General features: G+C 64.7%; 27 protein-coding genes and 2 tRNA genes. 26 read left to right on the forward strand and 3 right to left on the reverse strand.

The features are described from left to right. Window positions 1–67 precede the first annotated feature (67 nt). The gene (locus B9Z03_RS17270; RefSeq protein ID WP_085465343.1) at window positions 68–1,606 is read left to right on the forward strand and encodes a tetratricopeptide repeat protein; all 1,539 of its coding nucleotides are present in this window, start codon (window positions 68–70) and stop codon (window positions 1,604–1,606) included. Beyond that, on the forward strand, window positions 1,576–2,853 hold the full coding sequence (locus B9Z03_RS17275; RefSeq protein ID WP_085465344.1) for a tetratricopeptide repeat protein: 1,278 nt from the start codon (window positions 1,576–1,578) through the stop codon (window positions 2,851–2,853). The genes B9Z03_RS17270 and B9Z03_RS17275 overlap by 31 nt, the downstream gene beginning before the upstream one ends. Window positions 2,854–2,867: 14 nt before the next feature. Here B9Z03_RS17275 and B9Z03_RS17280 read toward each other — a convergent pair whose 3' ends face one another. From B9Z03_RS17280 to B9Z03_RS17290, 3 genes are all read right to left on the reverse strand, one after another. Then, window positions 2,868–3,134: a YARHG domain-containing protein gene (locus B9Z03_RS17280; protein WP_176247549.1), complete on the reverse strand. Its 267-nt coding sequence runs from the start codon at window positions 3,132–3,134 to the stop codon at window positions 2,868–2,870. A 101-nt stretch (window positions 3,135–3,235) separates the two neighbouring features. Continuing rightward, window positions 3,236–4,762: a pilus assembly protein gene (locus tag B9Z03_RS17285; protein ID WP_085465346.1), complete on the reverse strand. Its 1,527-nt coding sequence runs from the start codon at window positions 4,760–4,762 to the stop codon at window positions 3,236–3,238. A gap of 122 nt (window positions 4,763–4,884) precedes the next feature. Beyond that, window positions 4,885–4,960 (reverse strand) — tRNA-Val (locus B9Z03_RS17290). A 200-nt stretch (window positions 4,961–5,160) separates the two neighbouring features. Here B9Z03_RS17290 and B9Z03_RS17295 point away from each other — a divergent pair. The 24 genes from B9Z03_RS17295 to B9Z03_RS17410 all read left to right on the forward strand — a co-directional run bounded on the left by B9Z03_RS17295 (window position 5,161) and on the right by B9Z03_RS17410 (window position 25,854). After that, window positions 5,161–5,237, forward strand: a tRNA-Asp gene (locus tag B9Z03_RS17295). Window positions 5,238–5,585: 348 nt separating this feature from the next. Further along, window positions 5,586–5,951, forward strand: a complete 366-nt coding sequence (locus B9Z03_RS17300) for an NADH-quinone oxidoreductase subunit A (protein ID WP_085465347.1) — start codon at window positions 5,586–5,588, stop codon at window positions 5,949–5,951. Next, window positions 5,942–6,523, forward strand: a complete 582-nt coding sequence (locus tag B9Z03_RS17305) for a NuoB/complex I 20 kDa subunit family protein (RefSeq protein WP_085465348.1) — start codon at window positions 5,942–5,944, stop codon at window positions 6,521–6,523. The genes B9Z03_RS17300 and B9Z03_RS17305 overlap by 10 nt, the downstream gene beginning before the upstream one ends. A 79-nt stretch (window positions 6,524–6,602) precedes the next feature. Then, on the forward strand, window positions 6,603–7,205 hold the full coding sequence (locus B9Z03_RS17310) for an NADH-quinone oxidoreductase subunit C (RefSeq protein ID WP_085465349.1): 603 nt from the start codon (window positions 6,603–6,605) through the stop codon (window positions 7,203–7,205). A gap of 21 nt (window positions 7,206–7,226) precedes the next feature. Further along, complete coding sequence (locus B9Z03_RS17315) at window positions 7,227–7,607, forward strand: four helix bundle protein (protein ID WP_085465350.1); 381 nt, start codon at window positions 7,227–7,229, stop codon at window positions 7,605–7,607. 48 nt (window positions 7,608–7,655) lie between these two features. Beyond that, complete coding sequence (locus B9Z03_RS17320) at window positions 7,656–8,846, forward strand: NADH-quinone oxidoreductase subunit D (RefSeq protein WP_085465351.1); 1,191 nt, start codon at window positions 7,656–7,658, stop codon at window positions 8,844–8,846. Window position 8,847: 1 nt separating this feature from the next. Continuing rightward, entirely contained in the window at window positions 8,848–10,077 is a 1,230-nt protein-coding gene (locus tag B9Z03_RS17325) for an NADH-quinone oxidoreductase subunit E (RefSeq protein ID WP_085465352.1), read from the forward strand. Window positions 10,078–10,087: 10 nt separating this feature from the next. Further along, entirely contained in the window at window positions 10,088–11,389 is a 1,302-nt protein-coding gene (nuoF, locus tag B9Z03_RS17330) for an NADH-quinone oxidoreductase subunit NuoF (protein WP_085465353.1), read from the forward strand. Window positions 11,390–11,455: 66 nt separating this feature from the next. Next, the gene (locus B9Z03_RS17335; RefSeq protein WP_085465354.1) at window positions 11,456–12,148 is read left to right on the forward strand and encodes a hypothetical protein; all 693 of its coding nucleotides are present in this window, start codon (window positions 11,456–11,458) and stop codon (window positions 12,146–12,148) included. Further along, on the forward strand, window positions 12,145–12,366 hold the full coding sequence (locus tag B9Z03_RS17340) for a pentapeptide repeat-containing protein (protein ID WP_085465355.1): 222 nt from the start codon (window positions 12,145–12,147) through the stop codon (window positions 12,364–12,366). Before B9Z03_RS17335 ends, B9Z03_RS17340 begins: the two co-directional genes overlap by 4 nt. Beyond that, window positions 12,366–14,447 carry an NADH-quinone oxidoreductase subunit NuoG gene (nuoG, locus tag B9Z03_RS17345; RefSeq protein ID WP_085465356.1) on the forward strand — a complete coding sequence of 694 codons (2,082 nt, stop codon included), beginning with the start codon at window positions 12,366–12,368 and terminating at the stop codon, window positions 14,445–14,447. The genes B9Z03_RS17340 and nuoG overlap by 1 nt, the downstream gene beginning before the upstream one ends. 10 nt (window positions 14,448–14,457) lie before the next feature. Beyond that, the gene (gene nuoH / locus B9Z03_RS17350) at window positions 14,458–15,501 is read left to right on the forward strand and encodes an NADH-quinone oxidoreductase subunit NuoH (RefSeq protein ID WP_085465357.1); all 1,044 of its coding nucleotides are present in this window, start codon (window positions 14,458–14,460) and stop codon (window positions 15,499–15,501) included. Beyond that, window positions 15,501–15,758: a hypothetical protein gene (locus B9Z03_RS17355; protein ID WP_085465358.1), complete on the forward strand. Its 258-nt coding sequence runs from the start codon at window positions 15,501–15,503 to the stop codon at window positions 15,756–15,758. The genes nuoH and B9Z03_RS17355 overlap by 1 nt, the downstream gene beginning before the upstream one ends. Continuing rightward, a complete protein-coding gene (locus B9Z03_RS17360) occupies window positions 15,758–15,949 on the forward strand; it encodes a hypothetical protein (RefSeq protein ID WP_085465359.1) in 192 nt (63 codons plus the stop codon). The genes B9Z03_RS17355 and B9Z03_RS17360 overlap by 1 nt, the downstream gene beginning before the upstream one ends. Window positions 15,950–15,951: 2 nt before the next feature. After that, window positions 15,952–16,443, forward strand: a complete 492-nt coding sequence (nuoI, locus tag B9Z03_RS17365) for an NADH-quinone oxidoreductase subunit NuoI (protein ID WP_085465360.1) — start codon at window positions 15,952–15,954, stop codon at window positions 16,441–16,443. A 128-nt stretch (window positions 16,444–16,571) separates the two neighbouring features. After that, a complete protein-coding gene (locus tag B9Z03_RS17370) occupies window positions 16,572–17,192 on the forward strand; it encodes an NADH-quinone oxidoreductase subunit J (protein ID WP_085465361.1) in 621 nt (206 codons plus the stop codon). After that, window positions 17,192–17,500, forward strand: a complete 309-nt coding sequence (gene nuoK, locus B9Z03_RS17375; protein ID WP_085465362.1) for an NADH-quinone oxidoreductase subunit NuoK — start codon at window positions 17,192–17,194, stop codon at window positions 17,498–17,500. Before B9Z03_RS17370 ends, nuoK begins: the two co-directional genes overlap by 1 nt. A gap of 7 nt (window positions 17,501–17,507) precedes the next feature. Beyond that, window positions 17,508–19,526, forward strand: coding sequence for an NADH-quinone oxidoreductase subunit L (gene nuoL / locus B9Z03_RS17380; RefSeq protein WP_085465363.1), 2,019 nt, complete (start codon window positions 17,508–17,510; stop codon window positions 19,524–19,526). A 3-nt stretch (window positions 19,527–19,529) separates the two neighbouring features. Beyond that, complete coding sequence (locus B9Z03_RS17385; protein ID WP_085465364.1) at window positions 19,530–21,056, forward strand: NADH-quinone oxidoreductase subunit M; 1,527 nt, start codon at window positions 19,530–19,532, stop codon at window positions 21,054–21,056. A gap of 15 nt (window positions 21,057–21,071) precedes the next feature. Beyond that, window positions 21,072–22,508, forward strand: a complete 1,437-nt coding sequence (gene nuoN, locus B9Z03_RS17390; protein ID WP_085465365.1) for an NADH-quinone oxidoreductase subunit NuoN — start codon at window positions 21,072–21,074, stop codon at window positions 22,506–22,508. Between the two features lie 4 nt (window positions 22,509–22,512). Continuing rightward, complete coding sequence (locus B9Z03_RS17395; protein ID WP_085465366.1) at window positions 22,513–23,337, forward strand: biotin--[acetyl-CoA-carboxylase] ligase; 825 nt, start codon at window positions 22,513–22,515, stop codon at window positions 23,335–23,337. 21 nt (window positions 23,338–23,358) lie between these two features. Next, window positions 23,359–25,029: a ribonuclease J gene (locus B9Z03_RS17400; protein WP_085465367.1), complete on the forward strand. Its 1,671-nt coding sequence runs from the start codon at window positions 23,359–23,361 to the stop codon at window positions 25,027–25,029. Window positions 25,030–25,172: 143 nt separating this feature from the next. Next, window positions 25,173–25,577 carry a methylmalonyl-CoA epimerase gene (mce, locus tag B9Z03_RS17405; RefSeq protein WP_085465368.1) on the forward strand — a complete coding sequence of 135 codons (405 nt, stop codon included), beginning with the start codon at window positions 25,173–25,175 and terminating at the stop codon, window positions 25,575–25,577. Between the two features lie 7 nt (window positions 25,578–25,584). Continuing rightward, the gene (locus B9Z03_RS17410) at window positions 25,585–25,854 is read left to right on the forward strand and encodes a DUF1467 family protein (protein ID WP_085465369.1); all 270 of its coding nucleotides are present in this window, start codon (window positions 25,585–25,587) and stop codon (window positions 25,852–25,854) included. The last annotated feature ends 67 nt before the right edge of the window (window positions 25,855–25,921 follow it).

Consider the following 25,921-nt stretch of genomic DNA (forward strand, 5'->3'; position numbering starts at 1 on the left):
ATGGATCGCCTAGCCGTGAGCGGAATAGCCCGTAAGGCGGGCCGCCGCCCGGCTTGAGAGGAATCGAATGAAGTCCGCCCGAAGCGCCGCTGGCGTCGTATTGCTCGTCCTGGCAGCCGTCGCGCTGCCGCACCCGACGCTGGCGCAGCAGGCTGCCGTATCCGAGGCCGCGCCGACCATGGCGGAGTCGGAGGCAGCTTACAGGGCTGGCGACTACGCCAAGGCGATAGGTATCGTGCGCGTGCTCGCCGAGGCCGGCGATGCGTTTGCCCAGTATCGGCTGGGCTACATGACCGCGCTGGGGCAGGGCACCGAAAAGGACCTGAAGGCGGCGGCCGGCTGGTTCCGCAAGGCCGCCGATCAGGGCGAAACGTCGGCGCTGCTGCAGCTCGGCGTCTTTCATGTCCAGGGAACCGGCGTCGAGCGCAGCGAGACCGAAGCAGCGCGGCTGTTCAAGCTCGCAGCGGAAAAGGGCAATGCGCTGGCTCAGCTCTATGTCGGCCAGATGTATCTCGCCGGCGCGGGTATCGAGAAGAACGAGGTCGCGGGGCTGACATGGATCATGTCGGCCGCTCGCGCGGGCAGCGCCGAGGCCCAGTTCAAGCTCGGCTCGATCTACGCGACCGGCGAGGGCGCCACGAAAGACCCGAAGGAGGCGCGCAAATGGTTCGAACTCGCCGCGGAGAACGGGCTCGCCAGCGCCCAGTACACGCTGGCGAGCAACCTGATGGCAGGCACCGGCATCGAGAAGGATGAGGCGAAGGCGCTCGAATGGTATCGCAAGGCCGCGGACCAGGGCATGCCGGCGGCACAGCGCGACCTCGGCGGGATCTACCTCGCCGGCATCGACGGCAAGCCTGACTACGCGCTCGCCTATGACTGGACCAGGAAGGCGGCGGATGCCGGCGATGCGGGCGCGCTGAGCAATCTCGGCTACATGTACTATTCCGGAAAGGGCGTTCCGCAGGACGACCAGCGCGCGGCGGAGGCCTACGGCAAGGCAGCCGAAAAGGGGCTGGCGCGATCCGCAGCCGCTCTCGGCGTGCTTTACCAAGCGGGCCGCGGCGTGGAGCAGAGCGATGAGAAGGCGGCAGAATGGTACCGCAAGGGCGCGCTCGGCGGCGACCGTAACGCGCTCTCCGCGCTGGTCGTGCTGATCGCCGACGGGCGGGCCGGACTCCAGGATGCGGACGCCGCGCTCTGGGTCGCGCTGGCGGCGAAGGGTGGGGATGCGGCGGCACGTTCATGGCTGGAGGCCAAGGCAGGCGAAGGCTCGGCCGCGGCGCAATCGAGGCTGGCTGAACTCATCGACTCGGAGACCCATGACGCCGCCGCCGACGCACGAGCGGTCGCGCTCTATCTCGAGGCAGCCGGCGCCGGAGACGGACTGGCGCAACTGGCCCTCGCCAGGAAATATGCGGCCGGCGAGGGGGTCGATCAGGACTATGTCGCCGCGCACCAGTGGGCCAACATCGCCGCGACAGACGGCAATGAGGACGCCGTCAAGCTGCGCGACAACCTGTCGAAGCTGATGACGCGCGAGCAGATCGCGGATGCGCAAAAGAAGGCAAGGGAATGGACCGCCAAGGCGCGCGACGGCGGCTGAGGCCGGCAGGGCCGTCCACGGCGGCAGCGCTCCTGCTTGCCCTGGTGATGGCACTTCCCGCCCGCGCGGAAACGGTCGAGCGCGCGTCGGCCCTCCTCGACGCCGGCGAGATCGTTGCGGCGGTGCGTATCCTCGAACCGCTCGCGAAAGACGGCGATGCCTCCGCCGAATATCTCCTCGGCAAGACCCATCTCGACGGGATCGGGTTGCCGCAGGACTTTACCGCGGCGGCCCGCTGGATCGAGAAAGCCGCCGAGAAGGACGACGCCCGGGCCCAGAACCTGCTCGGGCGTCTTTATGCGCAGGGCCTTGGCGTGGAGCGGGACGCCGGAGCCGCAATGCGCTGGATGAGGCGCGCGGCGGAGAAGGGCGATCCGGTCCATCAATACGATCTCGGTATCCTTCTCGACGATGCGGGCATGGGGGCGCAGGACAGGCAGGAGGCCGCGCGCTGGTTCGAAGCGGCTGCCGCGCAAGGTCACGCGGCCGCGAAAACCAGCCTCGGCCTCGCCTATCAGCAAGGCGCAGGCGTGTCGAAGGATCTGGCGCGGGCAGCACGGCTCTTTGGCGAGGCTACCGATGCCGGCGACGCGCGTGCCCAAAACAATCTTGGCTTGATGCTCGCCCGCGGGGAGGGGATGCCGCAGGATTATGAGAGAGCCGTCGAGCTCTTCCGCAAGGCCGCGACGCAGGGCCAGTCGCAGGCGATGTACAATCTCGGTGTCATGTACGAGAACGGTTTCGGCATCGACCGCGACGAGGCGAAGGCAAGGGAGCTCTATGCGCAGGCCGGGCGTACTGGCGGCGACAGCGCTACCGACGCCGTATCGGATAGTGGACTGCTCTACGATCCGCGCCTCCAGCCGCTCGACATGACGAAAGCGCGCAGCGAGGATTTCGCCGCCGCGGCCGGGAACGGCGATCCGCTCGCAATGTTCCTGCTCGGCTATGTCGAGGCGTCGGACGAGACGCGGCCAGGCGGTGCGTCCCGGGCGGCGGCGTGGTTCGAAAAGGCCGCCGGACTGGGTCTGCCGGCTGCGATGGCCAATCTCGGCCTTCTCCACATTCGCGGCCGCGGCGTGCCGCAGGACTACGTGGTCGGATATATGTGGCTCAACCTCGCAGCCGCGGCAGGGCTTTCCGAAGCGGCCACACTGCGCGACCGCGTCGGCGCTGCCATGACACCGACCCAACTCGCCGAGGCGCATCACCTGGTCGAAAGCCGTTGGCAGGCGATCCGCAAGTAGAGGTCGCGCGGACCTCAGTTCACCTTGCAGCCGAGACGCTTTTCCTGCCGCCGAATCTGGTCGATCCGCCGCTGTTCGGCCTTCGTGAAGCTCGGATCGCTGGTGTAGCAGTCGCTGTTGTCGAACACACGCTTGCCGAGCGCCGTCTTGAAGCAATAGCCGTTGTCGTCATAGATCGCGTTGCGCTCGTACCAGAGATCGTAGCAGCTGTCCGCGAAAGCGCTCTGTGCGCTGAAGACGAGCAGCGATGTTGCCAGCAGATGAAATGAAAGTCTGCGCATGGATGACCCCCGAGCCGAAATTGATGACGCCCCGGGCGACATCTGCGCCCTCCGGGAGGTCCTCGTCAATCGTGATCGGGAGCCATGCTGCTGACGCCCGTTTACTGCGTCAGCGACAGTTGGGCGATGGCGTTGCCGATCTTCTGGAATGCGACCTTGAGCTGGCTGACATTGCTGGTCGGGTAGTAATTTGACGGGCTGGATGCGCAGGCGGAGTAGAGCGTGCGGTTGGCGGCGGTGTCGGCGCCCAGAAGCACGGTGAAGATCTGCACGTCCTGGTTCTTCAGCGCGGTGCACATCGACGAGGTCCAGGTGTTGACGTTGGTCAGCGCCGTCGAGCGGTTGGTGGTGCCGAACCGGCCGGAATCGAGGAAGCTGTAGGCGCCATAGTCCGACGTGTTGAAGCTCTGGCTGCTCGCGCCGAACACCGTGTTCTCGCCGTCGGTGAACACCACGACGACCTTCGACACGCTTTCCTGCTTGAAGGGCTTTCCCTGCGTGTAGGGCTCGCCGGGAGAGAGCACGCGCATGCCCCAGGCCAGGCCCTCCGACACGTTCGTACCCCCGCCTTCCCAGTAGGTCATGGCGCTTATGGAGGTCTTGAGTTTGGTGAAATCATCGGTCAGCGGGGTGATCGGCGTGGCGCAGGCATAATTGGGTCCGGTGCTGCGCGGTGGCTTGTCCTCGATATAGCGGGCGGTCGCGGAGGAAAGATAGCGGGCGACATCCTTCACCTTCGACTTGTCGGAGGAGGTGAAGCTGTCGGCCAGGTAGGAGTTGTTCCAGGCGCTCGACGAGTTCGGCGACTTGGCCGCGGCGCCCGGATTGTCCGGCGCGAAGGACGGCACGAAAAGCGTCGCGGGCGTCTTGGGGTCGGGCGCGGTGTCGTCGAGATTATAGGGCGCCGGCCTCGCCTCGACACAGCCCTTCCACTCCACATTCAGGTGCTTGAACAGGTCGAGGTGGTTGTAGTTCTTGTTGCCGTTCTTGTCGAAGTTGGCGCCGTTGTACGGAGCCTTTCCATCGGTGTCGATCCAGCCCGCGTCGTAGCCTTCGCCCTTCACGTTGACCTGGGCGACGAAGGGGACGAGGGCCGCCCGGACCTTGCGATTCGAGGAGCTCGCATTCTCCAGGATGTTGACGAGATCAGTGGCGGCGGAGCGCAGGGCCGCCATGTTCGTGGCTCCCATCGAGCCGGTATTGTCGAGGACCAGCGCTACTTCGAGCTCGTTGGTCGACTCATATGCGGAGGCGTTGACGGAAAGGCGCTGGACGGGGCCGCGCAGCAGCATCAGCTTGACGTCGGCCGTCAGCGTCGCATCCGTGCGGATGTAGTTGAGGCCCTTGTCGATATTCAGATCCCCGTCGGCGTTTTCGATGCTGTTCATATTGGCGAGATTGGCCGCGAGGAAAGCCTGGAACAGTTCGTCCCGCGCCTCGGCCGTGTCGTCCAGCCGGGATGCGGCAAGCACGGCCGCGTCAAGCGCCGACTGCATGTGCGAGCGCGCGCTGGCCAGCGTGGTGATATCGACTGCAAGTCCTATGGCGCCAAGGAAAACCGGCGCGACAAGCGCGAACATCATGCCGAAATTGCCGCGCTCGGATGCGAGAAAGCGATCGAAGATCATGAGTGCCCCAACCCATTGGTCGGGTGAAGATCGCTGAAAAACCTCAATAACGGGTTCATGCGAACGATTGGCCGCCCGGTATCCGGCGCGCTGTCGCGATTTCGTTGGCAGGGAAGGGGAAATGGTGGGCGATGACGGGCTCGAACCGCCGACATCTTCGGTGTAAACGAAGCGCTCTACCAACTGAGCTAATCGCCCCTGACGCGCGGATTTAGGCGGTCGGCCTTTTGGGCGCAAGGAAAAAGCGGCCGGATGGCCTCGCAATCGGCCTTTTCCGCGGCCTTTCGCATGGGCATGCGAAAGAGCCGGCAAAACCGGTGCGGGGCAGCTTGACAGCCCGGAACGAACCCCTTAATTCCGCGCCATCGACGCGGCGCCCACGGCTCCATGTCGCAAGCGCGGGTGTAGCTCAGTCGGTTAGAGTGCCGGCCTGTCACGCCGGAGGTCGCGGGTTCGAGCCCCGTCACTCGCGCCATTTTTTCTTCTCGTGATTCCAGTTCTCATGCAGGGCGTTGCGGTGCTCCCGGGGCATCTTTTCGCAGCTGCGAATGCCGTGTTGCGTTCCGGTGGCCGTCTCCGTCGCTGGAAGCGCCAGCGCGATCACGAGACAGTGACAAAATCGCGCACAATCCATTGACGCTGAAAGGAGGAATCCGGGCGATTGGGGCCAATGTTTGGCTTGCACCGCATCCGCCGCTGGGATAACCCTCGCCGCATTGCAGCAAGCGTTGGAGCTGGTCGCGCGGGCGGCCAATCTGTCGCGTACGAACGACCTGAAACCATGCTAGGGTCTGCCGTATCAGAAAGACCCACAAGGCACGTCATGGATGCACTCCTGAGTTCCTATCTGCCGATCGTCATCTTCATGGGCGTCGCGCTCCTGATCGGCGTGGCGCTGATCGTTGCGCCGTTCCTGGTGGCCTACCGCAACCCGGACCCCGAGAAGCTCTCGGCCTATGAGTGCGGCTTCAACGCTTTCGACGACGCGCGCATGAAGTTCGACGTCCGCTTCTATCTGGTGTCGATCCTGTTCATCATCTTCGACCTCGAAGTGGCGTTCCTGTTCCCCTGGGCCGTATCGTTCGGTGAGATCGGCATGCTCGGCTTCTGGTCGATGATGGTCTTCCTCGGCGTGCTGACGATCGGCTTCATCTACGAATGGAAGAAGGGAGCGCTCGAATGGGATTGAACGATTCGACCGGAACGCTCGTCGCGCCGAAGCCGAAAGGGATCCTTGATCCGGCCACCGGCAAGCCCATAGGCCATGACGATCGCTTCTTCACCGAGATCAACGACGAGCTGGCCGACAAGGGTTTCCTCGTCACCTCGTCCGAGGCGCTGATCACCTGGGCCCGCACCGGCTCGCTGATGTTCATGACCTTCGGTCTGGCCTGCTGCGCGGTGGAGATGATCCACACCTCCATGCCGCGCTACGACAGCGAGCGCTTCGGCGTGGCGCCGCGCGCGTCTCCGCGCCAGTCCGACATCATGATCGTGGCGGGCACGCTGACCAACAAGATGGCGCCGGCGCTGCGCAAGGTCTACGACCAGATGCCGGAACCGCGCTACGTCATCTCGATGGGCTCCTGCGCCAACGGCGGCGGCTACTATCATTATTCCTATTCGGTGGTGCGCGGCTGCGATCGCGTGGTGCCGGTAGACATCTACATTCCGGGCTGCCCGCCGACCGCGGAGGCGTTGCTCTACGGCATCCTTCTCCTGCAGAAGAAGATCCGCCGCACGGGCACGATCGAAAGATGAGGACCGATGCCGGCCGATTGGCGGCCGGCGTCGACAACGGCCGGACACGCGCGGTGTCCGGTGAACTGGAAACGGACAGATGAGCGAAGCGCTGAACGACCTCGCGGCCTATCTGAAGGAAAAGCTCGGCGACGACATCGAAAAGGCTGTCGTGGCGTATGGCGAGCTGACGGTCACCGTCGCGCCCGACGACCTTATCGATGTGCTCAATTTCCTTAAGCGCGATGTGCAGTGCCAGTTCATCTCAATCATCGACGTCTGCGGCGCCGACTATCCCTCGCGCCAGCGTCGTTTCGATGTCGTCTACCATCTGCTGTCGCCGCGCCAGAACCAGCGCATCCGCGTCAAGGTCGAGGCCGACGAGGAGACGCTGGTGCCATCCGCCACCGCCGTCTACCCCGGCGCCGACTGGTACGAGCGCGAGACCTACGATCTCTATGGCGTCCTGTTCACCGGCCATCCGGACCTGCGCCGTCTGCTCACCGACTACGGTTTCGAGGGACACCCGCTGCGCAAGGATTTCCCGCTCACCGGCTTCGTCGAGGTCCGCTACGACGATGAGGTGAAGCGCGTCGTCTACGAGCCGGTCGAACTCAAGCAGGAATTCCGCAACTTCGACTTCCTGTCGCCGTGGGAAGGGACCGACTATGTCCTGCCCGGCGACGAAAAAGCGAAGCAGTGAATGGTGAATGGTGAATGGTGAATGGACGAACAACGCGATCAGATTCGGGACTACCGCGATCTGATCGTTTGGAAAGAGGCGATGGATATCGCCGAATTGGTCTATTCGTTCACGCGGAGCTTTCCGCGGGAAGAGGCATTCGCCATGACGTCTCAAATGCGCCGGGCGGCAATCTCCATTCCGTCCAACATTGCGGAAGGCTTTGGTCGAGCGCAGCGGAAGAGCTTCGTGCAGTTTCTGAGGATATCTCAGGGATCGTTGAAGGAACTGGAGACGCAGGCGTCGCTGGCTATGCGCGTGGGCTTGCTTTCGGCGGAGCAGGAAAAGGATTTTCTGACTCATACTCAGCGGCTCGGAAAGCGGCTCGTCCAGTTCGTTCGGTCTCTGGAACGCGCTCCGTGACAATGACCATTCACCATTCACCATTCACCATTCACGGCGAAGCCTGCCATGGCTGAGACAAACGTCCGCAACTTCAACATCAACTTCGGTCCGCAGCATCCGGCCGCGCACGGCGTGCTGCGCCTCGTGCTCGAGCTCGACGGCGAGGTGGTCGACCGCGTCGATCCGCATATCGGCCTCCTGCACCGCGGCACCGAGAAGCTGATCGAGGCGAAGACGTATCTACAGGCTGTGCCCTATCTCGACCGGCTCGACTACTGCGCGCCGATGAACCAGGAGCACGCCTTCGCGCTCGCCACAGAGCGCCTGCTCGGCATCGAGGTGCCGAAGCGCGGCCAGATCATCCGCGTTCTCTATTCCGAGATCGGCCGGATCATGTCGCACATCCTCAATGTGACGACTCAGGCCATGGACGTCGGCGCGCTGACCCCGCCGCTGTGGGGCTTCGTCGAGCGCGAGAAGCTGATGGTGTTCTACGAGCGCGCCTCCGGCTCGCGCATGCACGCGGCCTATTTCCGGCCGGGCGGCGTGCATCAGGACCTGCCCGAGAAGCTGGTCGAGGACATTGGCAAGTGGATCGATCCGTTTCTGAAATCGATTGACGAACTCGATGCGCTGCTCACGCCCAACCGCATCTTCAAGCAGCGCAATGCCGACATCGGCATCGTGTCGCTGGAAGACGCCTGGGCTTGGGGCTTTTCCGGCGTCATGGTGCGCGGTTCGGGTGCCGCTTGGGACCTGCGCAAGTCGCAGCCCTACGAGTGCTATGCCGAGATGGATTTCGACATCCCGATCGGCAAGAACGGCGACTGCTACGACCGCTATCTCATCCGCATGGAGGAAATGCGCCAGTCGGCCAAGATCATGCGCCAGTGTGTCGACCTGCTGCTCGGCAAGGAAAAGGTCGGGCCGGTGTCGAACACCGACGGCAAGATCGTGCCGCCGAAGCGCCAGGCGATGAAACGCTCGATGGAAGCGCTGATCCACCACTTCAAGCTCTACACAGAAGGCTACCGGGTGCCCGCCGGCGAGGTCTATGCCGCCGTCGAAGCGCCGAAGGGCGAGTTCGGCGTCTATCTCGTCTCCGACGGTACGAACAAGCCATACCGCTGCAAGTTGCGCGCACCGGGTTTCGCGCATCTGCAGGCGATGGATTTCCTCTGCCGCGGTCACCTGCTCGCCGACGTTACGGCGGTGCTGGGGTCGCTCGATATCGTGTTTGGTGAGGTCGATCGCTGAAATGTCCGTCCGCCGTCTCGCCGAGCCAGCTCTCCAGCCAGCCGCGTTCGCCTTCTCCAAGGCGAAGGCCGCGGAAGTAAAGACCTGGATCGCAAAATACCCCGAGGGCCGTGAACAGTCGGCCGTCATCCCGCTGTTGATGCTTGCTCAGGAGCAGGAAGGTTGGGTCACGCGGGCCGCGATCGAGCACATCGCCGACAAGCTGGGCATGCCCTACATCCGCGTGCTCGAGGTCGCGACGTTCTACACCCAGTTCCAGCTGAAGCCGGTGGGCACGCGGGCGCATGTGCAGGTCTGCGGCACGACGCCCTGCATGCTGCGCGGCTCCGAAGAGCTGATGGACGTCTGCCGTTCCAAGATCCATCACGAGCAGTTCCACACCAATGCCGACGGCACGCTGTCGTGGGAAGAGGTGGAATGCCTCGGCGCCTGCGTGAACGCGCCGATGGTGATGATCTTCAAGGATACCTACGAGGACCTGACGCCGGAACGGCTGGCGGAGATCATCGATGCCTTCGAGGCCGGCAAGGGCGACACCGTGAAGCCCGGTCCGCAGATCGACCGCTTCTATTCGGCGCCGCAGGGTGGTTTCACCACGCTGAAGGACGAGAAAGCCGTTTTGAAGTCGACGCGCGACCGCGAGGCGAAGGCGGCTGCGGCAGCCGCACCTGCCGCCGAGACCGTCGCGCCGTCGAATGCGGCCAAGCCGAAGACGGACGCGCCCGAAACCAACCCGGCAATCAAGTCGCCGTCGAAGGTGAAGGTGGCTCCGGCCGCCGAACAGACCAAGAGCGTCGCGCCGGCGGTTTCCGCCAAGGCCGCGAACCTTGCCGAGCCGGCGGTCGAGAAGACCGTCAAGCAGCGCAACGGCAAGACCGCGAAGGCCGAGCCCGTTTCCGCCTACAAGGCGCCCGAGGCGTCCGCCAAATCGTCGGCGAAGCCCTCGCTGACCGACAAGAACCGGCCGGCCGGCATCGAAAAGCCGTCTGCGCTCGACGACCTCAAGCTGATTTCGGGCGTCGGGCCCAAGATCGAGGGTATCCTGCATTCGCTCGGCATCTACACCTTCGCGCAGGTCGCCTCGTGGAAGAAGGCCGAGCGCGAATGGGTCGACGGCTACCTGAACTTCAAGGGGCGGATCGAGCGCGACGATTGGGTCAAGCAGGCCAAGGCGCTCGCCAAGGGCGGTGTCGCCGAATACATCCGCGTCTTCGGCAAGAAGCCGGTCTGAGGGATAGAGCATGCTTCAGGACAAGGACCGCATTTTCACCAACATCTACGGCCGCTTCGACAAGTCGCTGAAGGGAGCGATGTCGCGCGGAGCCTGGGACGGCACGAAGGGCATCATCGACAAGGGCCGCGACTGGATCATCAACGAGATGAAGGCGTCCGGCCTGCGCGGTCGCGGCGGCGCGGGCTTCCCGACCGGTCTCAAATGGTCGTTCATGCCGAAGGTGAGCGACGGCCGTCCGTCTTATCTGGTCGTCAACGCCGACGAATCCGAGCCGGGCACCTGCAAGGACCGCGAGATCCTGCGCAACGACCCGCACACGCTGGTTGAAGGCTGCCTGATCGCCGGCTTCGCCATGGGCGCGATCGCGGCCTACATCTACGTCCGCGGCGAGTTCATTCGCGAGCGCGAAGCGCTGCAGCGAGCGATCGACGAGGCCTACGAGGCCGGGCTGATCGGCAAGGGCAACAAGAACGGCTACGATTTCGACGTCTACGTCCACCATGGCGCCGGCGCCTATATCTGCGGCGAGGAGACGGCGCTGCTCGAGAGCCTCGAAGGCAAGAAGGGCCAGCCGCGCCTGAAGCCGCCGTTCCCGGCCAATATGGGCCTCTACGGCTGCCCGACGACGGTGAACAATGTCGAGTCGATCGCGGTCGCGCCGACCATCCTGCGCCGCGGCGCGGCCTGGTTCTCCTCGATCGGTCGTCCGAACAATGTCGGGACAAAGCTGTTCATGCTCGTCGGCCACGTCAACACGCCGTGCACCGTCGAGGAAGAAATGGGCATTTCCTTCCGGGAGCTGGTGGAAAAGCACGGCGGCGGCATCCGCGGCGGCTGGGACAACCTACTGGCGGTCATTCCCGGCGGCGCGTCCTGCCCGGTTATCCGTGGCGAAGACATGGGCGACGCGATCATGGACTTCGATGGCATGCGCGAGAAGAAGTCGTCGTTCGGGACGGCGGCTGTCATCATCATGGACAAGTCGACCGACATCGTTAAGGCGATCGCTCGGCTCTCCTACTTCTTCAAGCACGAGAGCTGCGGCCAGTGCACGCCGTGCCGCGAGGGCACCGGCTGGATGTGGCGCGTGATGGAGCGTCTCGTCGTTGGCCAGGCGCAGAAGCGCGAGATCGACATGCTGCTCGACGTGACCAAGCAGGTGGAAGGGCACACGATCTGCGCACTGGGCGACGCCGCGGCCTGGCCGATCCAGGGCCTGATCCGCAATTTCCGTCCGGAAATCGAGCGGCGCATCGACGAATTCTCGCGCAACGCGCATCAGACGCAGCCGCTGATGGCGGCCGAATAGAACAGGAGCTTCCGGCCGCGTGCCGGGCGAAAGGGGCAATCGATGACAGAAGGAAAGGAGCGATCGATGACGAATGACGCCCTCCCTGGCGGTCGTCTGCCCGATGCGGACGACGTCGCCAAGCTGAAACAGCAGGTTTCCGACATGATGCCGAGAGAGTTCGAGAATGCGGCCCGCCTGATGGCGCAGCCGATCGCGGGCGCGGCGGCTCTCTCCGCGCTCGGCTTTGGCATGGCGACGCAGGCCTTCGGCTTCTGGCTGACCGCCGTTTCGAGTGCGATGCGGGCGGGCCATGACATCGCCCATGCTGGCGAGCGCGATGCGGCCGCGAAGCCCGCCAGCCTGCGCGCCAAGGCGACAGCGGAAGCCGTCATGGCCGACGCCAAGGCTGCCGCGACGGATGCCGGCGACAAGGTGGTGAAATTCGTTTCGAAAGCCGAGCGCGCCGCAAAGGTGGCGAAGGCGCCGAAGCATCGGGCAGCGCCGCCGGCCAAAGCCGTGGCACCGGCCCCGGCGGTCGTGAAGCCGGTCGCAAAGGCGCGTGCCAAGTCGGCCGACGATCTCAAGGCGATCGGCGGCATCGGCCCCAAGCTCGAAGCCGTGCTTAACGGGCTCGGCGTCCGCACCTATGCGCAGGTCGCGGCGCTGACGGCGTCGGAGATCGCCTCGATCGAGGACAAGCTCGGCTTCAAGGGCCGGATCGGCCGCGACGACTGGGTCGGGCAGGCGAGGGCGCTGGTCAAGGGAGGCAAGGCATGAGGCTTGCCGCCGGACGTGACCGCCTCGACGCGGTCGATTTCGACATGACGGGGTCGGTCTTCGACGATGTGAACCTGACGGGCGCGCGGTTTCACAACGTCAAGCTGCAGGACGTCACGATCGAGGAATCCTGCGTCGCGGGGCTTCGGATCAACGGCATCCTCGTGACCGAACTCCTCGAAACATACGAAGCGGCGAAGGCTGCCGGGGGCAAGTGATGGCAAAGCTCAAGGTCGACGGGAAAGAGATCGAGGTACCCGACCACTACACGCTGCTGCAGGCGGCGGAGGCGGCCGGCGCGGAAGTGCCGCGCTTCTGCTTCCACGAGCGCCTGTCGATCGCGGGCAACTGTCGCATGTGCCTGGTCGAGGTGAAGGGCGGCCCGCCGAAGCCGACCGCGTCCTGCGCCATGGGCGTGCGCGACCTGCGCCCGGGCCCGAATGGTGAAGCGCCGGAGATGTTCACCAACACGCCGATGGTCAAGAAGGCCCGCGAAGGCGTGATGGAGTTCCTGCTGATCAACCATCCGCTCGACTGCCCGATCTGCGACCAGGGCGGCGAATGCGATCTGCAAGACCAGGCAATGGCCTTCGGCGTCGATTCCTCGCGCTATCACGAGAACAAGCGCGCGGTTGAGGACAAGTATATCGGCCCGCTGGTCAAGACGATCATGAACCGCTGCATCCACTGCACGCGGTGCGTGAGGTTCACGACGGAAGTGGCTGGAATCTCCGAACTCGGCCTGATCGGCCGCGGCGAGGACGCCGAGATCACCACCTATCTCGAGCAGGCGATGACCTCCGAGCTGCAGGGCAATGTCATCGACCTCTGCCCGGTCGGCGCGCTGACCTCCCGGCCGTATGCCTTCCAGGCCCGTCCGTGGGAGCTCTCCAAGACCGAATCCATCGACGTGATGGACGCGGTCGGCTCGGCGATCCGCGTCGACACGCGCGGCCGCGAGGTGATGCGCATCATGCCGCGCATCAACGAAGAGGTGAACGAGGAGTGGATTTCCGACAAGACCCGCTTCATCTGGGATGGCCTGCGCACGCAGCGCCTCGACCGGCCCTATGTCCGAAAGGGCGGCCGGCTGACGCCGGCGAGCTGGCCGGAAGCCTTCGCGACGATCCGCGACGCGGTGGCGAAGACCTCGGCTGAGAAGATCGGCGCGATCGCCGGTGACCTCGCGGCAGTCGAGGAAATGTATGCGCTGAAGCTGCTGATGGCCTCGCTGGGCTCGCCGAATGTCGACTGCCGTCAGGACGGCGCGGCGCTCGATCCGTCCTTCGGCCGCGCGAGCTATGTGTTCAATCCGACCATCGAAGGCATCGAGCAGGCCGACGCGCTGCTGATCGTCGGCGCCAATCCGCGCTACGAGGCCTCCGTTCTCAATGCCCGCATCCGCAAGCGCTGGCGGATGGGCAACTTCCCGATCGGCGTGGTCGGCGACATCGGCGACACACGCTATGACTATGAGCGCCTCGGCGCCGGTGCGGAGACGCTGAAGGATCTCGCGACGGGTCGCGGCAAGTTCATGACCGCGTTCCGGCAGGCGAAGAACCCGATCATCCTGGTCGGCCAAGGCGCTATTTCGGGCGAGGGCGGGGCTGCCGTCCTGTCGCTGGCAGCGAAGCTGGCCGCTTCGGTCAACGCCGTGCGCGAGGATTGGAACGGCTTCGGCGTGCTGCACACGGCGGCTTCCCGAGTCGGCGGCCTCGATCTCGGCCTCGTGCCGGGCGAGGGCGGCAAGGACGTCGCCGGCATGATGGGCGCGATGGACGTGCTGTTCCTGCTCGGCGCGGACGAGATCGACATGAACCGCATCGGCAACGCCTTCACGGTCTATATCGGCACGCATGGCGACGCGGGCGCGCACCGCGCCGACGTCATCCTGCCGGGTGCGGCCTACACCGAGAAGTCGGGCACCTACGTCAACACCGAAGGCCGCGTGCAGGTCGCAAATCGCGCCGGCTTCGCGCCGGGCGAGGCCAAGGAAGACTGGGCCATCCTGCGTGCTCTGTCGGACGTGCTCGGCAAGCGGCTGCCGTTCGATTCGCTGCCGCAGCTGCGCGCGAAGCTCCATGCGGAGTTCCCCCACTTCGTCGGGCTCGACCAGATCGCGCTTGCCGAGGTGGAGGGCCTGTCGCGCCTGGCGCAGGCAGGTGGGGAAGCCGGCCGCGCGCCGTTTGCCTCGGCGGTCAAGGACTTCTATCTGACGAACCCGATCGCGCGGGCCTCGGCCGTGATGGCCGAATGCTCGGCTCTCGCGCAGAACGGTTTCCGCCAGGCGGCCGAATAGGGCAGGGACGATGGACAGCTTCTTCTCAATCTACGTCGTCCCGGCGCTCTGGATCCTTCTCCAGTCGGTCGTGCTGATCGTCGTCCTGCTGGTCGCGATCGCCTTCATCCTCTACGCCGACCGCAAGATCTGGGCGGCGGTCATGCTGCGTCGTGGCCCGAACGTCGTCGGTCCGTGGGGACTGCTGCAATCCTTCGCGGACCTGCTGAAGTTCGTCTTCAAGGAGCCGGTCATTCCGGACGGCGCCAACAAGGCGATCTTCCTCCTTGCTCCGCTCGTCTCGACCGTGCTCGCGCTCGCGACCTATGCCGTGATCCCGTTCGATGAGGGCTGGGTGATCGCCAACATCAATGTCGGCATCCTCTTCATCTTTGCGATCTCCTCGCTCGAGGTCTACGGCGTCATCATGGCCGGCTGGGCGTCGAACTCGAAATATCCGTTCATGGGCGCACTGCGCTCGGCGGCGCAGATGGTGTCCTACGAGGTTTCGATCGGCTTCGTCATCGTCGCCGTCCTGCTCTGCGTCGGCTCGCTCAACCTGACCGACGTCGTCCTGTCGCAGAAAGATGGTCTCGGCACCCATCTCGGCCTGCCGAACAGCTTCCTCGACTGGCACTGGCTCGGCCTGTTCCCGATGTTCGTGATCTTCTACATCTCGGCGCTGGCGGAAACGAACCGGCCGCCCTTCGACCTTGTCGAGGCGGAATCGGAGCTCGTCGCCGGCCACATGGTCGAATATTCGTCGACGCCGTATCTGCTGTTCATGCTGTCGGAATATGTCGCGATCGTGCTCCTGTGCTGCCTCGGCGCGATCATGTTCCTCGGCGGATGGCTGCCGCCGTTCGACTTTGCGCCCTTCACCTGGGTGCCGGGCATCGTCTGGTTCGTGCTGAAGGTCCTGCTCGGCTTCTTCTTCTTCTCGATCGTGAAGACCATCGTGCCGCGCTACCGCTACGACCAGCTGATGCGGCTGGGCTGGAAGGTGTTCCTGCCGATCTCGCTGTTCATGGTCATCGCCACGGCGGCGTTCCTGAAGTTCACGGGGCTGGCGTGATGGATTTATCCTTCTTCGCCGAGCTTTCGAAGCCGATGGGCGCGCTGGTAGGCGCGGTCGTTCTAGGTTTGGTGGCTGTGGCTGCTGGTTCATTCATGCTGGTTGTCCTGCGGCGTTCGGAATTTATGCGAAATACGGAAGTGGCGCAGACGATTTTCTCACGGGTAAGCCCGCCCGTGTTCTACTTCGGCGTCGTCGCACCGGTATGGGCGATTTTCGGAGCCATGGCCGGCTATCAGATCGCGGGGACCCCCTGATGTCCGGTTCGCTCATCGGCGCCCTGGCTGGACTCGTCATCGCAGCGGCGGATTTCGTCGTCCTGCGGATGCTGGCCGGTCGCGTCGATCTGGATGAAACCAAGCGGGTGCTCAGGATCACTGCTGCCAGCCAGTTCGTGTTGCTGCCGCTCGTGGGCTGGTTCGTCGGCCCCTACGTGTTTGGAGAATAGAGATGTCAGCGCTAGCCCAAGCCGCCAAGTCGCTGTTGCTGCAGGATTTCGTCAGCGCGTTCTTCCTTGCCATGCGCCAGTTCTTCCGCGCCAAGGAGACGATCAACTACCCGCACGAAAAGGGGCCGCTGTCGCCGCGCTTCCGCGGCGAGCACGCGCTGCGCCGCTATCCGAACGGCGAAGAGCGCTGCATTGCCTGCAAGCTGTGCGAGGCGATCTGCCCGGCGCAGGCGATCACCATCGAAGCCGGTCCGCGCCGTAACGACGGCACCCGCCGCACGGTGCGTTACGACATCGACATGGTGAAGTGCATCTATTGCGGCTTCTGCCAGGAGGCCTGCCCGGTGGATGCGATCGTCGAGGGCCCGAATTTCGAATTCGCGACCGAGACGCGCGAGGAGCTCTACTACGACAAGGAGCGGCTGCTCGCGAACGGCGATCGGTGGGAGCGCGAGATCGCGCGCAACATCGAGCTGGATTCGCCTTACCGCTGAGGGCGATGGACGGGGCGCAACGCCTCGTCTAAGGAACGCGCGAATTCCGGGTCGGGGGTATCCGGGAGTCGCCAGAGAACGGAATGAGCGTCCCGCGTGGACGCCGCAGTACGAACCGGGGGCAACCCATGCTGTCAGGACTTGAAGCGGTATTTTTCTACCTCTTCGCCTTCGTCGCGGTCGCGGCGGGGTTCATGGTCATATCGGCCCGCAACCCCGTTCACTCGGTGCTCTATCTGATCCTGACCTTCTTCAACGCGGCGGCGCTGTTCCTGCTCACCGGCGCGGAATTCCTCGGCATGATCCTGCTCGTCGTCTATGTCGGCGCGGTGGCGGTGCTGTTCCTGTTCGTCGTCATGATGCTCGACGTCGATTTCGCCGAACTGAAGCAGGGTGCTTTGCAATATGCGCCGATCGGCGCGCTGGTCGGCCTGATCCTGGCGGCGGAGCTGATCGTCGTCGTGGGCGGCTATACCTTCGCGCCGCAGCTCGCCTCGACGGTGGCGCAGCCGACGCCGGACCTCGCAACCCGCAGCAACACGGCGGCACTCGGCGACATTCTCTACACGGACTATTTCTTCCACTTCCAGATCGCGGGCCTCGTGCTGCTGGTCGCCATGGTCGGTGCCATCGTGCTGACCCTGCGCCACAAGACGGGCGTCAGGCGCCAGTCGATCGCCGCGCAGGTCGCGCGCACGCCGGCGACCGCGATCGAGGTGAAGAAGGTCGAGACGGGGAAGGGCATCTGATGGAAATCGGTATCGCGCATTTTTTGACCGTCTCGGCGATCCTGTTCACGCTCGGCGTGTTCGGCATCTTTCTGAACAGGAAGAACGTCATCGTCATCCTGATGTCGGTCGAGCTCATCCTGCTCGCTGTGAACATCAACTTCGTCGCATTCTCGGCCGCGCTCGGTGATCTCGTCGGCCAGGTCTTCGCGCTGTTCGTGCTCACCGTCGCGGCGGCGGAGGCCGCGATCGGGCTTGCCATTCTCGTCGTCTTCTTCCGCAACCGCGGCTCGATCGCGGTGGAAGACGTCAACATGATGAAGGGCTGAGGAAGCCATGTATCACGCCATCGTCTTCCTTCCGCTCATCGGCTTCCTGATCGCCGGCCTCGGCGGCCGCGCGATCGGCTCCGCGGCGTCGGAATACATAACGTCGGGCTTCCTCGTGATCGCGGCCGCGCTGTCGTGGATCGCGTTCTTCTCGGTCGCCCTGGGCGACGGCCAGGCCTTCACCGTGCCGGTGCTCACCTTCATCCAGGTCGGCGCGATGGACGTGGACTGGGCATTCCGCGTCGACACGCTGACGGTGGTGATGCTGATCGTCGTGACGACGGTCTCCGCGCTCGTGCACATCTACTCGATCGGCTACATGCACCACGATCCGCATCGGCCGCGCTTCTTTGCCTATCTGTCGCTGTTCACCTTCGCCATGCTGATGCTGGTGACGTCGGACAACCTGGTGCAGATGTTCTTCGGCTGGGAAGGCGTCGGCCTCGCGTCGTACCTGCTCATCGGCTTCTGGTACAAGAAGCCGTCTGCAAGCGCTGCCGCGATCAAGGCCTTTGTCGTCAATCGCGTCGGCGACTTCGGCTTCATCCTCGGCATCTTCGGCGTCTACATTCTGTTCGGTTCGGTCAATTTCGACACGATCTTCAACAATACCGCCTCCTTCATTCCGGCGGCCGGTCACGGCGAGGCGGCTGCGGGCGCCGAGGCGGCTGCGGCGCATGGCGAGACGGTGCTGACCTTCCTCGGCTACCATCTCGACAAGGCAGCCGCGCTGACCGTCACCTGCCTGCTGCTGTTCATGGGCGCCATGGGCAAATCGGCGCAGGTGCCGCTGCACACCTGGCTGCCGGACGCGATGGAAGGCCCGACGCCCGTGTCGGCGCTGATCCACGCTGCGACGATGGTGACCGCCGGCGTGTTCCTTGTCGCCCGCATGTCGCCGCTGTTCGAGCTGTCGCATACGGCGCTGATCGTGGTCACCCTGGTCGGCGCGATCACCGCGATCTTCGCCGCCACGGTCGGCCTGGTGCAGAACGACATCAAGCGCGTCATCGCCTATTCGACCTGCTCGCAGCTCGGTTACATGTTCGTGGCGCTCGGCCTCGGCTTCTATTCCGCCGCGATCTTCCACCTGTTCACGCATGCCTTCTTCAAGGCGCTGCTGTTCCTCGGCTCGGGCTCGGTGATCCACGCCGTCTCCGACGAGCAGGACATGCGCAAGATGGGCGGCTTGAGGAAGCACATTCCGACCACATACTGGATGATGGTGATCGGCACGATCGCGCTGACCGGCGTCGGCATCCCCGGCACGATCATCGGCACCGCCGGCTTCTTCTCGAAGGACGCCATCATCGAAGGCGCGTTCGTCGGTCACAACGTGATCGCGCCGATCGCGTTCACGCTGCTGGTGATCGCCGCGATGTTCACCTCCTTCTATTCGTGGCGGCTGATCTTCATGACCTTCCACGGCAAGCCGCGCGCTTCGGCCGACGTCATGCACCACGTGCACGAATCGCCGATGGTCATGCTCGCGCCGCTGTTCATCCTGGCGGTCGGCGCGCTGTTCGCCGGCGTGCTCTTCCACGAGTTCTTCATCGGCGAGGGCTATGAGCACTTCTGGAAGTCGGCGCTGTTCACGCTGCCCGACAACCATATCCTGCACGACTTCCACTCCGTGCCGGTCTGGGTGAAGCTCGCGCCGTTCGTGGCGATGCTGCTCGGCCTTGTCACCGCCTGGTATTTCTACATCCGTTCGCCGGAGACGCCGAAGGCGCTGGCGGAGCAGCATCGCGGCCTCTACGCGTTCCTGCTCAACAAGTGGTATTTCGACGAGCTCTACGACTTCCTGTTCGTTCGCCCGGCCAAGCGCCTCGGCCACTTCCTATGGAAGAAGGGCGACGGCTACGTCATCGACGGCTTCGGACCGGACGGCGTGTCGGCTCGCGTGGTCGACGTCACCGATCGTGTCGTCAAGCTACAGTCCGGCTACCTCTATCACTACGCCTTCGCCATGTTGATCGGCGTCGCGGCGCTCGTCACCTGGATGATGCTCGGGAGCAGTTTCTAGACCATGACCGACTGGCCCATCCTCTCCACGGTCACGTTCCTGCCGCTTGTCGGAGCGTTCCTGATCCTCTGGATCGGCGACGACAACGAGGCCGGACGCCGCAACATCCGCTCCGTGACTCTGTTCACGACGGTGTTCACCTTCCTTTTGTCGCTCGGCATCTGGATCGGCTTCGACAATGCGACGCCCGGCTTCCAGATGGTCGAGAAGGTCGAGTGGCTGAACTCAGGCATCGCCTATCACATGGGCGTGGACGGTATCTCGATGCTGTTCGTGATCCTGACCACCTTCCTGATGCCGCTCTGCATCCTGGCGTCGTGGGAATCGATCCAGAAGCGCGTCAAGGCCTACATGATCGCCTTCCTCGTGCTCGAGACGCTGATGATCGGCGTGTTCTGCGCGCTGGACCTGGTGATCTTCTACGTCTTCTTCGAGGCCGGCCTGATCCCGATGTTCATCATCATCGGCGTGTGGGGCGGCAAGCGGCGCGTCTACGCCTCGTTCAAGTTCTTCCTCTACACGCTGCTCGGCTCGGTGCTGATGCTGCTGGCCATCATGGCGATGTACTGGCAGGCGCAGACCACCGACATCACCCAGCTCCTGACGCATGAGTTCCCGGCCAACATGCAGACATGGCTGTGGCTCGCCTTCTTTGCCTCCTTCGCGGTGAAGATGCCGATGTGGCCGGTGCACACCTGGTTGCCCGACGCCCACGTCGAGGCGCCGACGGCGGGCTCGGTCATCCTGGCCGGCATCCTGCTGAAGATGGGCGGCTATGGTTTCCTGCGCTTCTCGCTGCCGATGTTCCCGCTCGCCTCGGACTGGTTCGCGCCGTTCGTGTTCACGCTCTCGGTGGTGGCCATCATCTACACCTCGCTCGTCGCGCTGATGCAGGAGGATATCAAGAAGCTGATCGCCTACTCATCGGTCGCCCACATGGGTTACGTGACCATGGGCATCTTCGCGATGAACGTCGAAGGCGTGCAGGGCGCGATCTTCCAGATGCTGTCGCACGGCCTGGTGTCGGGGGCGCTGTTCCTCTGCGTCGGCGTCATCTACGACCGGCTGCACACCCGTGAGATTGCCGCCTATGGCGGGCTGGTCAACAACATGCCGAAATATGCGGTGGTGTTCCTGATCTTCACCATGGCCAATGTCGGCCTGCCGGGCACCAGCGGCTTCGTCGGCGAGTTCCTGACGCTGCTTGGCGCCTTCAAGGTGAACACCTGGGTGGCCCTGTTCGCGGCAACCGGCGTGATCCTGTCGGCGGCATATGCGCTGTGGCTCTATCGCCGCGTCATGTTCGGCGCGCTGACCAAGGAAAACCTGAAGGCGATGCTCGATCTCTCGCTGCGCGAGAAGATCATCCTCTACCCGCTGGTGATCCTGGTCATCTTCTACGGTGTCTATCCGTCGGCGCTGCTGAACCCGACCACCGCCTCCGTCGAGGCGCTGGTGAACAATCTGACGATCTCGCGCGAAGCGGCCGCCGCCGCCGAGCCTGTCGCCGCCCCGGCGCCGGCACATTGACGAAGGCCCGACGACATGACGCCTGACATGATCTCGAACCTGTCCACGATTGCCCCCGAGCTGATCCTCGCGGTCGGCGCGATGGTGCTTTTGATGATCGGCGTCTTTTCCGGCGAGCGCGGCAACACGATGGTGACCGGCCTCGCGGTGGCGATCCTGATCGGCGCGGGCGCCTGGATGGTCCTGATCGGCGAGCAGGGCGAGGCCTTCGGCGGCGCCTACATCTCCGATCCGTTCGCGCGCTTCATGAAGGTGCTGACGCTGATCGGCTCGGTCGTGACACTGGCCATGTCGGTCTCCTTCGCGCAGGAGGAGAAGTTCGACAAGTTCGAGTATCCGGTGCTGATCCTGCTCTCGACGCTGGGCATGCTGCTGATGGTCTCGGCCAACAACATGCTGACGCTCTATCTCGGCCTCGAACTGCAGTCGCTGGCGCTCTACGTTGTCGCCGCCATCAACCGCGACAGCACCAAGGCGACCGAGGCGGGCCTGAAATACTTCGTTCTCGGCGCCCTGTCGTCGGGCATGCTGCTCTACGGCATCAGCCTCGTCTACGGCTACACCGGCAACATCGGCTTCGACGCGATCGCGGCGGCGCTCGGCCAGGGCGAGCGGCAGCTCGGCCTCGTTTTCGGCCTGGTCTTCGTGCTCGCCGGCCTCGCCTTCAAGATCTCGGCCGTGCCGTTCCACATGTGGACGCCGGACGTCTACGAGGGCGCGCCGACGCCGGTGACGGCCTTCTTCGCCGCCGCGCCGAAGATGGCGGCCATGGCGCTGGTCGTGCGCGTCGTGGTCGGCCCGTTCGAACCGGTGGCGGCCGACTGGCAGCAGATCATCGTCTTCATCTCCATCGCCTCGATGCTGCTCGGCGCCTTCGCGGCGATCGGCCAGAAGAACATCAAGCGCCTGATGGCCTATTCGTCGATCGGCCACATGGGCTTCGCGCTGGTCGGACTCGCCGCCAACACCGAGGTCGGCGTACGCGGTGTCGCCATCTACATGGCGATTTATCTGGCGATGACGCTCGGCACCTTCGCCTTCATCCTCGCCATGCGTCGCAAGGACGGGAATGTGGAGCAGATCGAGGACCTGTCGGGCCTGGCGCAGACCAATCCTATGATGGCCACCATCATGACCATCCTGATGTTCTCGCTGGCCGGCATCCCGCCGCTCGCCGGCTTCTGGGCCAAGTGGTACGTCTTCCTCGCCGCGATCCAGGCGAACCTGCTCGCGCTCGCCATCATCGGCGTGCTCGCCTCGGTCGTGGGCGCCTACTACTACCTGCGCATCATCAAGATCATGTGGTTCGACGAGCCGGCCGGCGGCTTTGTGCCGATGACCGGCGAGCTCCGGATCGTGCTCGGCCTCTCCGGCCTGTTCGTGCTGTTTTACATGCTGGTCGGGCAGCCGGTCGAAGCGCTTGCCGAGGCGGCCGCGCGGGCGTTCTTCTGAGCGGATGGGATTTCGCCTTTCCCCGATCGCCGAAGCCGCGGGCTACCGTCTGGAGGCATTCGAAGTCTCCGGCTCCACGAATGCGATCGCGCTCGAACGGGCACGTCAGGGGGAAACCGGCCCGCTCTGGCTCGTCACCACGCGCCAGGAGGGGGGACGCGGCCGTCGCGGCCGGCCCTGGGCATGGGTCGACGGCAATCTCGCGGCCACCTTGCTTCGGGTCGAGACCGATCTGCGCCAGGCAGCCACGCTCGGCTTCGTCGCGGGCCTTGCCCTTGGGGAGGCCCTTGATGCTCTCGCGCCCGATGCCGACATCTCCATCGGCATGGACGGCGCAAGCGGCCCGAACGCGCCGCGGTTCGAGCTGAAGTGGCCGAACGACGTGCTCTGTTCCAATGCCAAACTCTCCGGCATCCTGCTCGAATCGTCCATGTTGCCGGATGGTCGCTTCGCGCTTGCGATCGGCATTGGCATAAATGTCGTGGCGCATCCTGCCGGCTTGCCATACCCCGCGACGTCGCTTGCAGCACTCGGCTTCAAGATCGACGCCGAAACGCTCTTTCTCGCGCTCTCCGACGCCTGGACGCGGCTCGACCGCATCTGGGCCGAGGGCAGGGGGATCGCCGAGATCCGCCGGCTCTGGCTCGCCCGCGCCGCGGGTCTCGGCAGCGAAGTGGCGGTCAATGTCGACGGAAATATAGTGCGCGGCGTGTTCGAGACGATCGACGAGGATTGCCGCTTCGTCATCCGCGACGATAAAGGTGGCACTGTAGCGATCGCTGCCGGCGACGTGCATTTCGGCGCGGTCGCCTCGGCGGGCAGGAACTGAACGGGGCAAGAGGAAACGACAATGGCGAAAAATGATTCGGCCGAACTCGTCTTCGTCCCGTTGGGCGGCGTCGGCGAAATCGGCATGAACTTCGCGCTCTACGGCTACGGGCCGGCGAATGCGCGGCAGTGGATCGTGGTCGATGTCGGCGTGACCTTTCCCGGCCCCGACCTGCCGGGCGTCGACCTCGTCCTGCCGGACACGCGTTTCATCGAGGCCGATCTCGCCAATCTCAAGGGCATCGTCATCACCCACGCCCACGAGGACCACTACGGCGCGCTGCTGGACCTTTGGCCGCGGCTGAAGGCGCAGGTCTGGATGAGCCCGTTTTCCGCCGGTCTGCTCGAGGCCAAGCGCCAGTCGGAGCGCGGCGCGCCGGAGGTGCCGGTGACGATCTATCGTGCCGGCGAGACCTTCGAGATCGGCCCGTTTCGCATCGAGGCGATTCCGGTGGCACATTCGATCCCGGAGCCGGTGTCGCTCGCGATCACGACGCCGCTCGGCACGGTGATCCACACCGGCGACTGGAAGATTGATCCCGCGCCCGAGATCGGCCCCAAAACCGACGAGGCGCGCTTCCGCGCGCTGGGGGATGCGGGCGTCATCGCGCTGATGTGCGATTCCACCAACGCCATGCGCGAGGGCGAATCCCCGTCCGAGCAGGATGTCGGGAAGGGGCTGCGGGCCGAGATCGAGAAGGCGCCCGCGCTCGTCGCCATCACCACCTTCTCCTCCAATGTCGGCCGCATCCGCTCCATCGCGGAAGCAGCGCGCGACGCTGGCCGCTCCGTGCTGGTGCTCGGCCGCTCCATGCGCCGCGTCATCGATGTCGCCGGCGAGCTCGGCTACCTCGACGGGCTGCCTCCCTTCATTGCCGAAGAGGAGTTCGCCGCCGTCCCGCGCGAGAGCCTGGTGGTTCTTTGCACCGGCAGCCAGGGCGAGGACCGCGCAGCACTCGCGAAGCTGTCGCGCGACGAGCTGCGCTCGGTGAAGCTTGCGGCCGGCGACACGGTGATCTTTTCCTCCCGCACCATTCCCGGCAACGAGAAAGCGATCCTGGAGATCAAGAACAGTCTCATCGATATGGGCGTGAAGATCATCGAAGACGGCGACGCGCTGGTTCACGTCTCCGGCCATCCGCGCCGCTCCGAACTGAAGCGTATGTACGAGTGGACGCGGCCGCGCATCCTCGTGCCGGTGCACGGCGAGGCAGCCCACCTGGTCGCGCAGGGTTCGCTGGGCGCCATGCAAGGCATTCCCGAGGTCATGCAGGTGCGCAACGGCGACGTCGCCCGGCTGGCGCCCGGCCCGGCCGAGATCATCGACCAGGTTCCATTCGGCCGGATCTACAAGGACGGCCGCATCATCGGCACCGACGAGGGCGTCGGCGTCAAGGACCGGAGAAAACTCTCCTTCGCCGGCCATGTCGCGGTCAACGTCGTGCTGGACGAGCGCTACGACCTCGCCGGCGATCCGGACCTCGTGGCGATCGGCCTGCCGCAGCTCAACACCGGCGGCGAGGATTTCGAGGAGATGCTGCTCGACGCTGCTGCCGGCGCGGTCCAGTCCATTCCGCGCCAGCGGCGCAAGGACCTCGACCTCGTGGCAGAGGCCGTGCGGCGCGCCGTGCGCAGCTCCGCCAATGAGGCCTGGGGCAAGAAACCGGTCGTGACGGTGTTTGTGACATACTAAGGGAGTAGAGCATTAGGGGAGTAAGGGAAGATTCGGCGACGGCCGGATCGTCCCGGATGTGCGCGCTTTCGCCCCGTTTCCCGCTTTCTCCTATTGCCCTACTGCCTTATTGCCGTACTCCCCTGAACCCGCGGAGCCGCCTCATGCTCGGACGCTTGAACCATGTCGCCATCGCCGTGCCGGACCTCGCGGCGGCGGCTGCGACCTACCGCGACACGCTGGGCGCGACCGTTACTGCGCCGCAGGCGCTGCCCGAACATGGCGTGACCGTCGTCTTCATCGAACTGCCGAACACCAAGATCGAGCTGCTGGAGCCGCTCGGTACCGACTCGACCATCGCTGGCTTCCTGGCGAAGAACCCGTCGGGCGGCATGCATCACGTCTGCTATGAGGTCGAGGATATCCTGGCCGCGCGCGACCAGCTCAAGGCGTCCGGCGCCCGGGTGCTCGGCGACGGCAATCCGAAGATCGGCGCGCATGGCAAGCCGGTTCTGTTCCTCCATCCGAAGGATTTCGCCGGCACGCTGGTGGAACTGGAACAGGTCTGATCCTGCCATGGGCTACTTCTCCGCCTTCGCCATCTTCTTCATCATCTGGTGGATCGTGCTGTTCGCCACGCTGCCATTCAGCCTGAAGACGCAGGACGAGGACGGCGAGGTGACGCTGGGCACCGTGTCGAGCGCTCCGCGCGGCGCCCACATGCTGCGGGCGATGGTGCGCACGACGATCGTCGCCGCGATCATCTTCGGCGGGCTCTACTATCTCAACCAGGTGGCCGGCTACAGCTTCGACGACCTGCCGCGCATCGCGCCCGAGTTCGACTAGGCTGATTCTGTCTCGCCGCCGCGCGCAGCCGCGACGAGCGCCAGAATCTGTTCCGAACAGACGTTCT

Origin of the sequence: Mesorhizobium australicum (genome assembly GCF_900177325.1) — a bacterium.
GTDB lineage: Bacteria > Pseudomonadota > Alphaproteobacteria > Rhizobiales > Rhizobiaceae > Mesorhizobium_A > Mesorhizobium_A australicum_A.

Bases quoted from the DNA above. Each gene is read 5' to 3' on its own strand.
- B9Z03_RS17270 (WP_085465343.1), top strand. From the start codon at position 68: ATGAAGTCCGCCCGAAGCGCCGCTGGCGTCGTATTGCTCGTCCTGGCA.
- B9Z03_RS17275 (WP_085465344.1), top strand. From the start codon at position 1,576: ATGGACCGCCAAGGCGCGCGACGGCGGCTGAGGCCGGCAGGGCCGTCC.
- B9Z03_RS17280 (WP_176247549.1), bottom strand. From the start codon at position 3,134: ATGCGCAGACTTTCATTTCATCTGCTGGCAACATCGCTGCTCGTCTTC.
- B9Z03_RS17285 (WP_085465346.1), bottom strand. From the start codon at position 4,762: ATGATCTTCGATCGCTTTCTCGCATCCGAGCGCGGCAATTTCGGCATG.
- B9Z03_RS17300 (WP_085465347.1), top strand. From the start codon at position 5,586: ATGGATGCACTCCTGAGTTCCTATCTGCCGATCGTCATCTTCATGGGC.
- B9Z03_RS17305 (WP_085465348.1), top strand. From the start codon at position 5,942: ATGGGATTGAACGATTCGACCGGAACGCTCGTCGCGCCGAAGCCGAAA.
- B9Z03_RS17310 (WP_085465349.1), top strand. From the start codon at position 6,603: ATGAGCGAAGCGCTGAACGACCTCGCGGCCTATCTGAAGGAAAAGCTC.
- B9Z03_RS17315 (WP_085465350.1), top strand. From the start codon at position 7,227: ATGGACGAACAACGCGATCAGATTCGGGACTACCGCGATCTGATCGTT.
- B9Z03_RS17320 (WP_085465351.1), top strand. From the start codon at position 7,656: ATGGCTGAGACAAACGTCCGCAACTTCAACATCAACTTCGGTCCGCAG.
- B9Z03_RS17325 (WP_085465352.1), top strand. From the start codon at position 8,848: ATGTCCGTCCGCCGTCTCGCCGAGCCAGCTCTCCAGCCAGCCGCGTTC.
- nuoF (WP_085465353.1), top strand. From the start codon at position 10,088: ATGCTTCAGGACAAGGACCGCATTTTCACCAACATCTACGGCCGCTTC.
- B9Z03_RS17335 (WP_085465354.1), top strand. From the start codon at position 11,456: ATGACGAATGACGCCCTCCCTGGCGGTCGTCTGCCCGATGCGGACGAC.
- B9Z03_RS17340 (WP_085465355.1), top strand. From the start codon at position 12,145: ATGAGGCTTGCCGCCGGACGTGACCGCCTCGACGCGGTCGATTTCGAC.
- nuoG (WP_085465356.1), top strand. From the start codon at position 12,366: ATGGCAAAGCTCAAGGTCGACGGGAAAGAGATCGAGGTACCCGACCAC.
- nuoH (WP_085465357.1), top strand. From the start codon at position 14,458: ATGGACAGCTTCTTCTCAATCTACGTCGTCCCGGCGCTCTGGATCCTT.
- B9Z03_RS17355 (WP_085465358.1), top strand. From the start codon at position 15,501: ATGGATTTATCCTTCTTCGCCGAGCTTTCGAAGCCGATGGGCGCGCTG.
- B9Z03_RS17360 (WP_085465359.1), top strand. From the start codon at position 15,758: ATGTCCGGTTCGCTCATCGGCGCCCTGGCTGGACTCGTCATCGCAGCG.
- nuoI (WP_085465360.1), top strand. From the start codon at position 15,952: ATGTCAGCGCTAGCCCAAGCCGCCAAGTCGCTGTTGCTGCAGGATTTC.
- B9Z03_RS17370 (WP_085465361.1), top strand. From the start codon at position 16,572: ATGCTGTCAGGACTTGAAGCGGTATTTTTCTACCTCTTCGCCTTCGTC.
- nuoK (WP_085465362.1), top strand. From the start codon at position 17,192: ATGGAAATCGGTATCGCGCATTTTTTGACCGTCTCGGCGATCCTGTTC.
- nuoL (WP_085465363.1), top strand. From the start codon at position 17,508: ATGTATCACGCCATCGTCTTCCTTCCGCTCATCGGCTTCCTGATCGCC.
- B9Z03_RS17385 (WP_085465364.1), top strand. From the start codon at position 19,530: ATGACCGACTGGCCCATCCTCTCCACGGTCACGTTCCTGCCGCTTGTC.
- nuoN (WP_085465365.1), top strand. From the start codon at position 21,072: ATGACGCCTGACATGATCTCGAACCTGTCCACGATTGCCCCCGAGCTG.
- B9Z03_RS17395 (WP_085465366.1), top strand. From the start codon at position 22,513: ATGGGATTTCGCCTTTCCCCGATCGCCGAAGCCGCGGGCTACCGTCTG.
- B9Z03_RS17400 (WP_085465367.1), top strand. From the start codon at position 23,359: ATGGCGAAAAATGATTCGGCCGAACTCGTCTTCGTCCCGTTGGGCGGC.
- mce (WP_085465368.1), top strand. From the start codon at position 25,173: ATGCTCGGACGCTTGAACCATGTCGCCATCGCCGTGCCGGACCTCGCG.
- B9Z03_RS17410 (WP_085465369.1), top strand. From the start codon at position 25,585: ATGGGCTACTTCTCCGCCTTCGCCATCTTCTTCATCATCTGGTGGATC.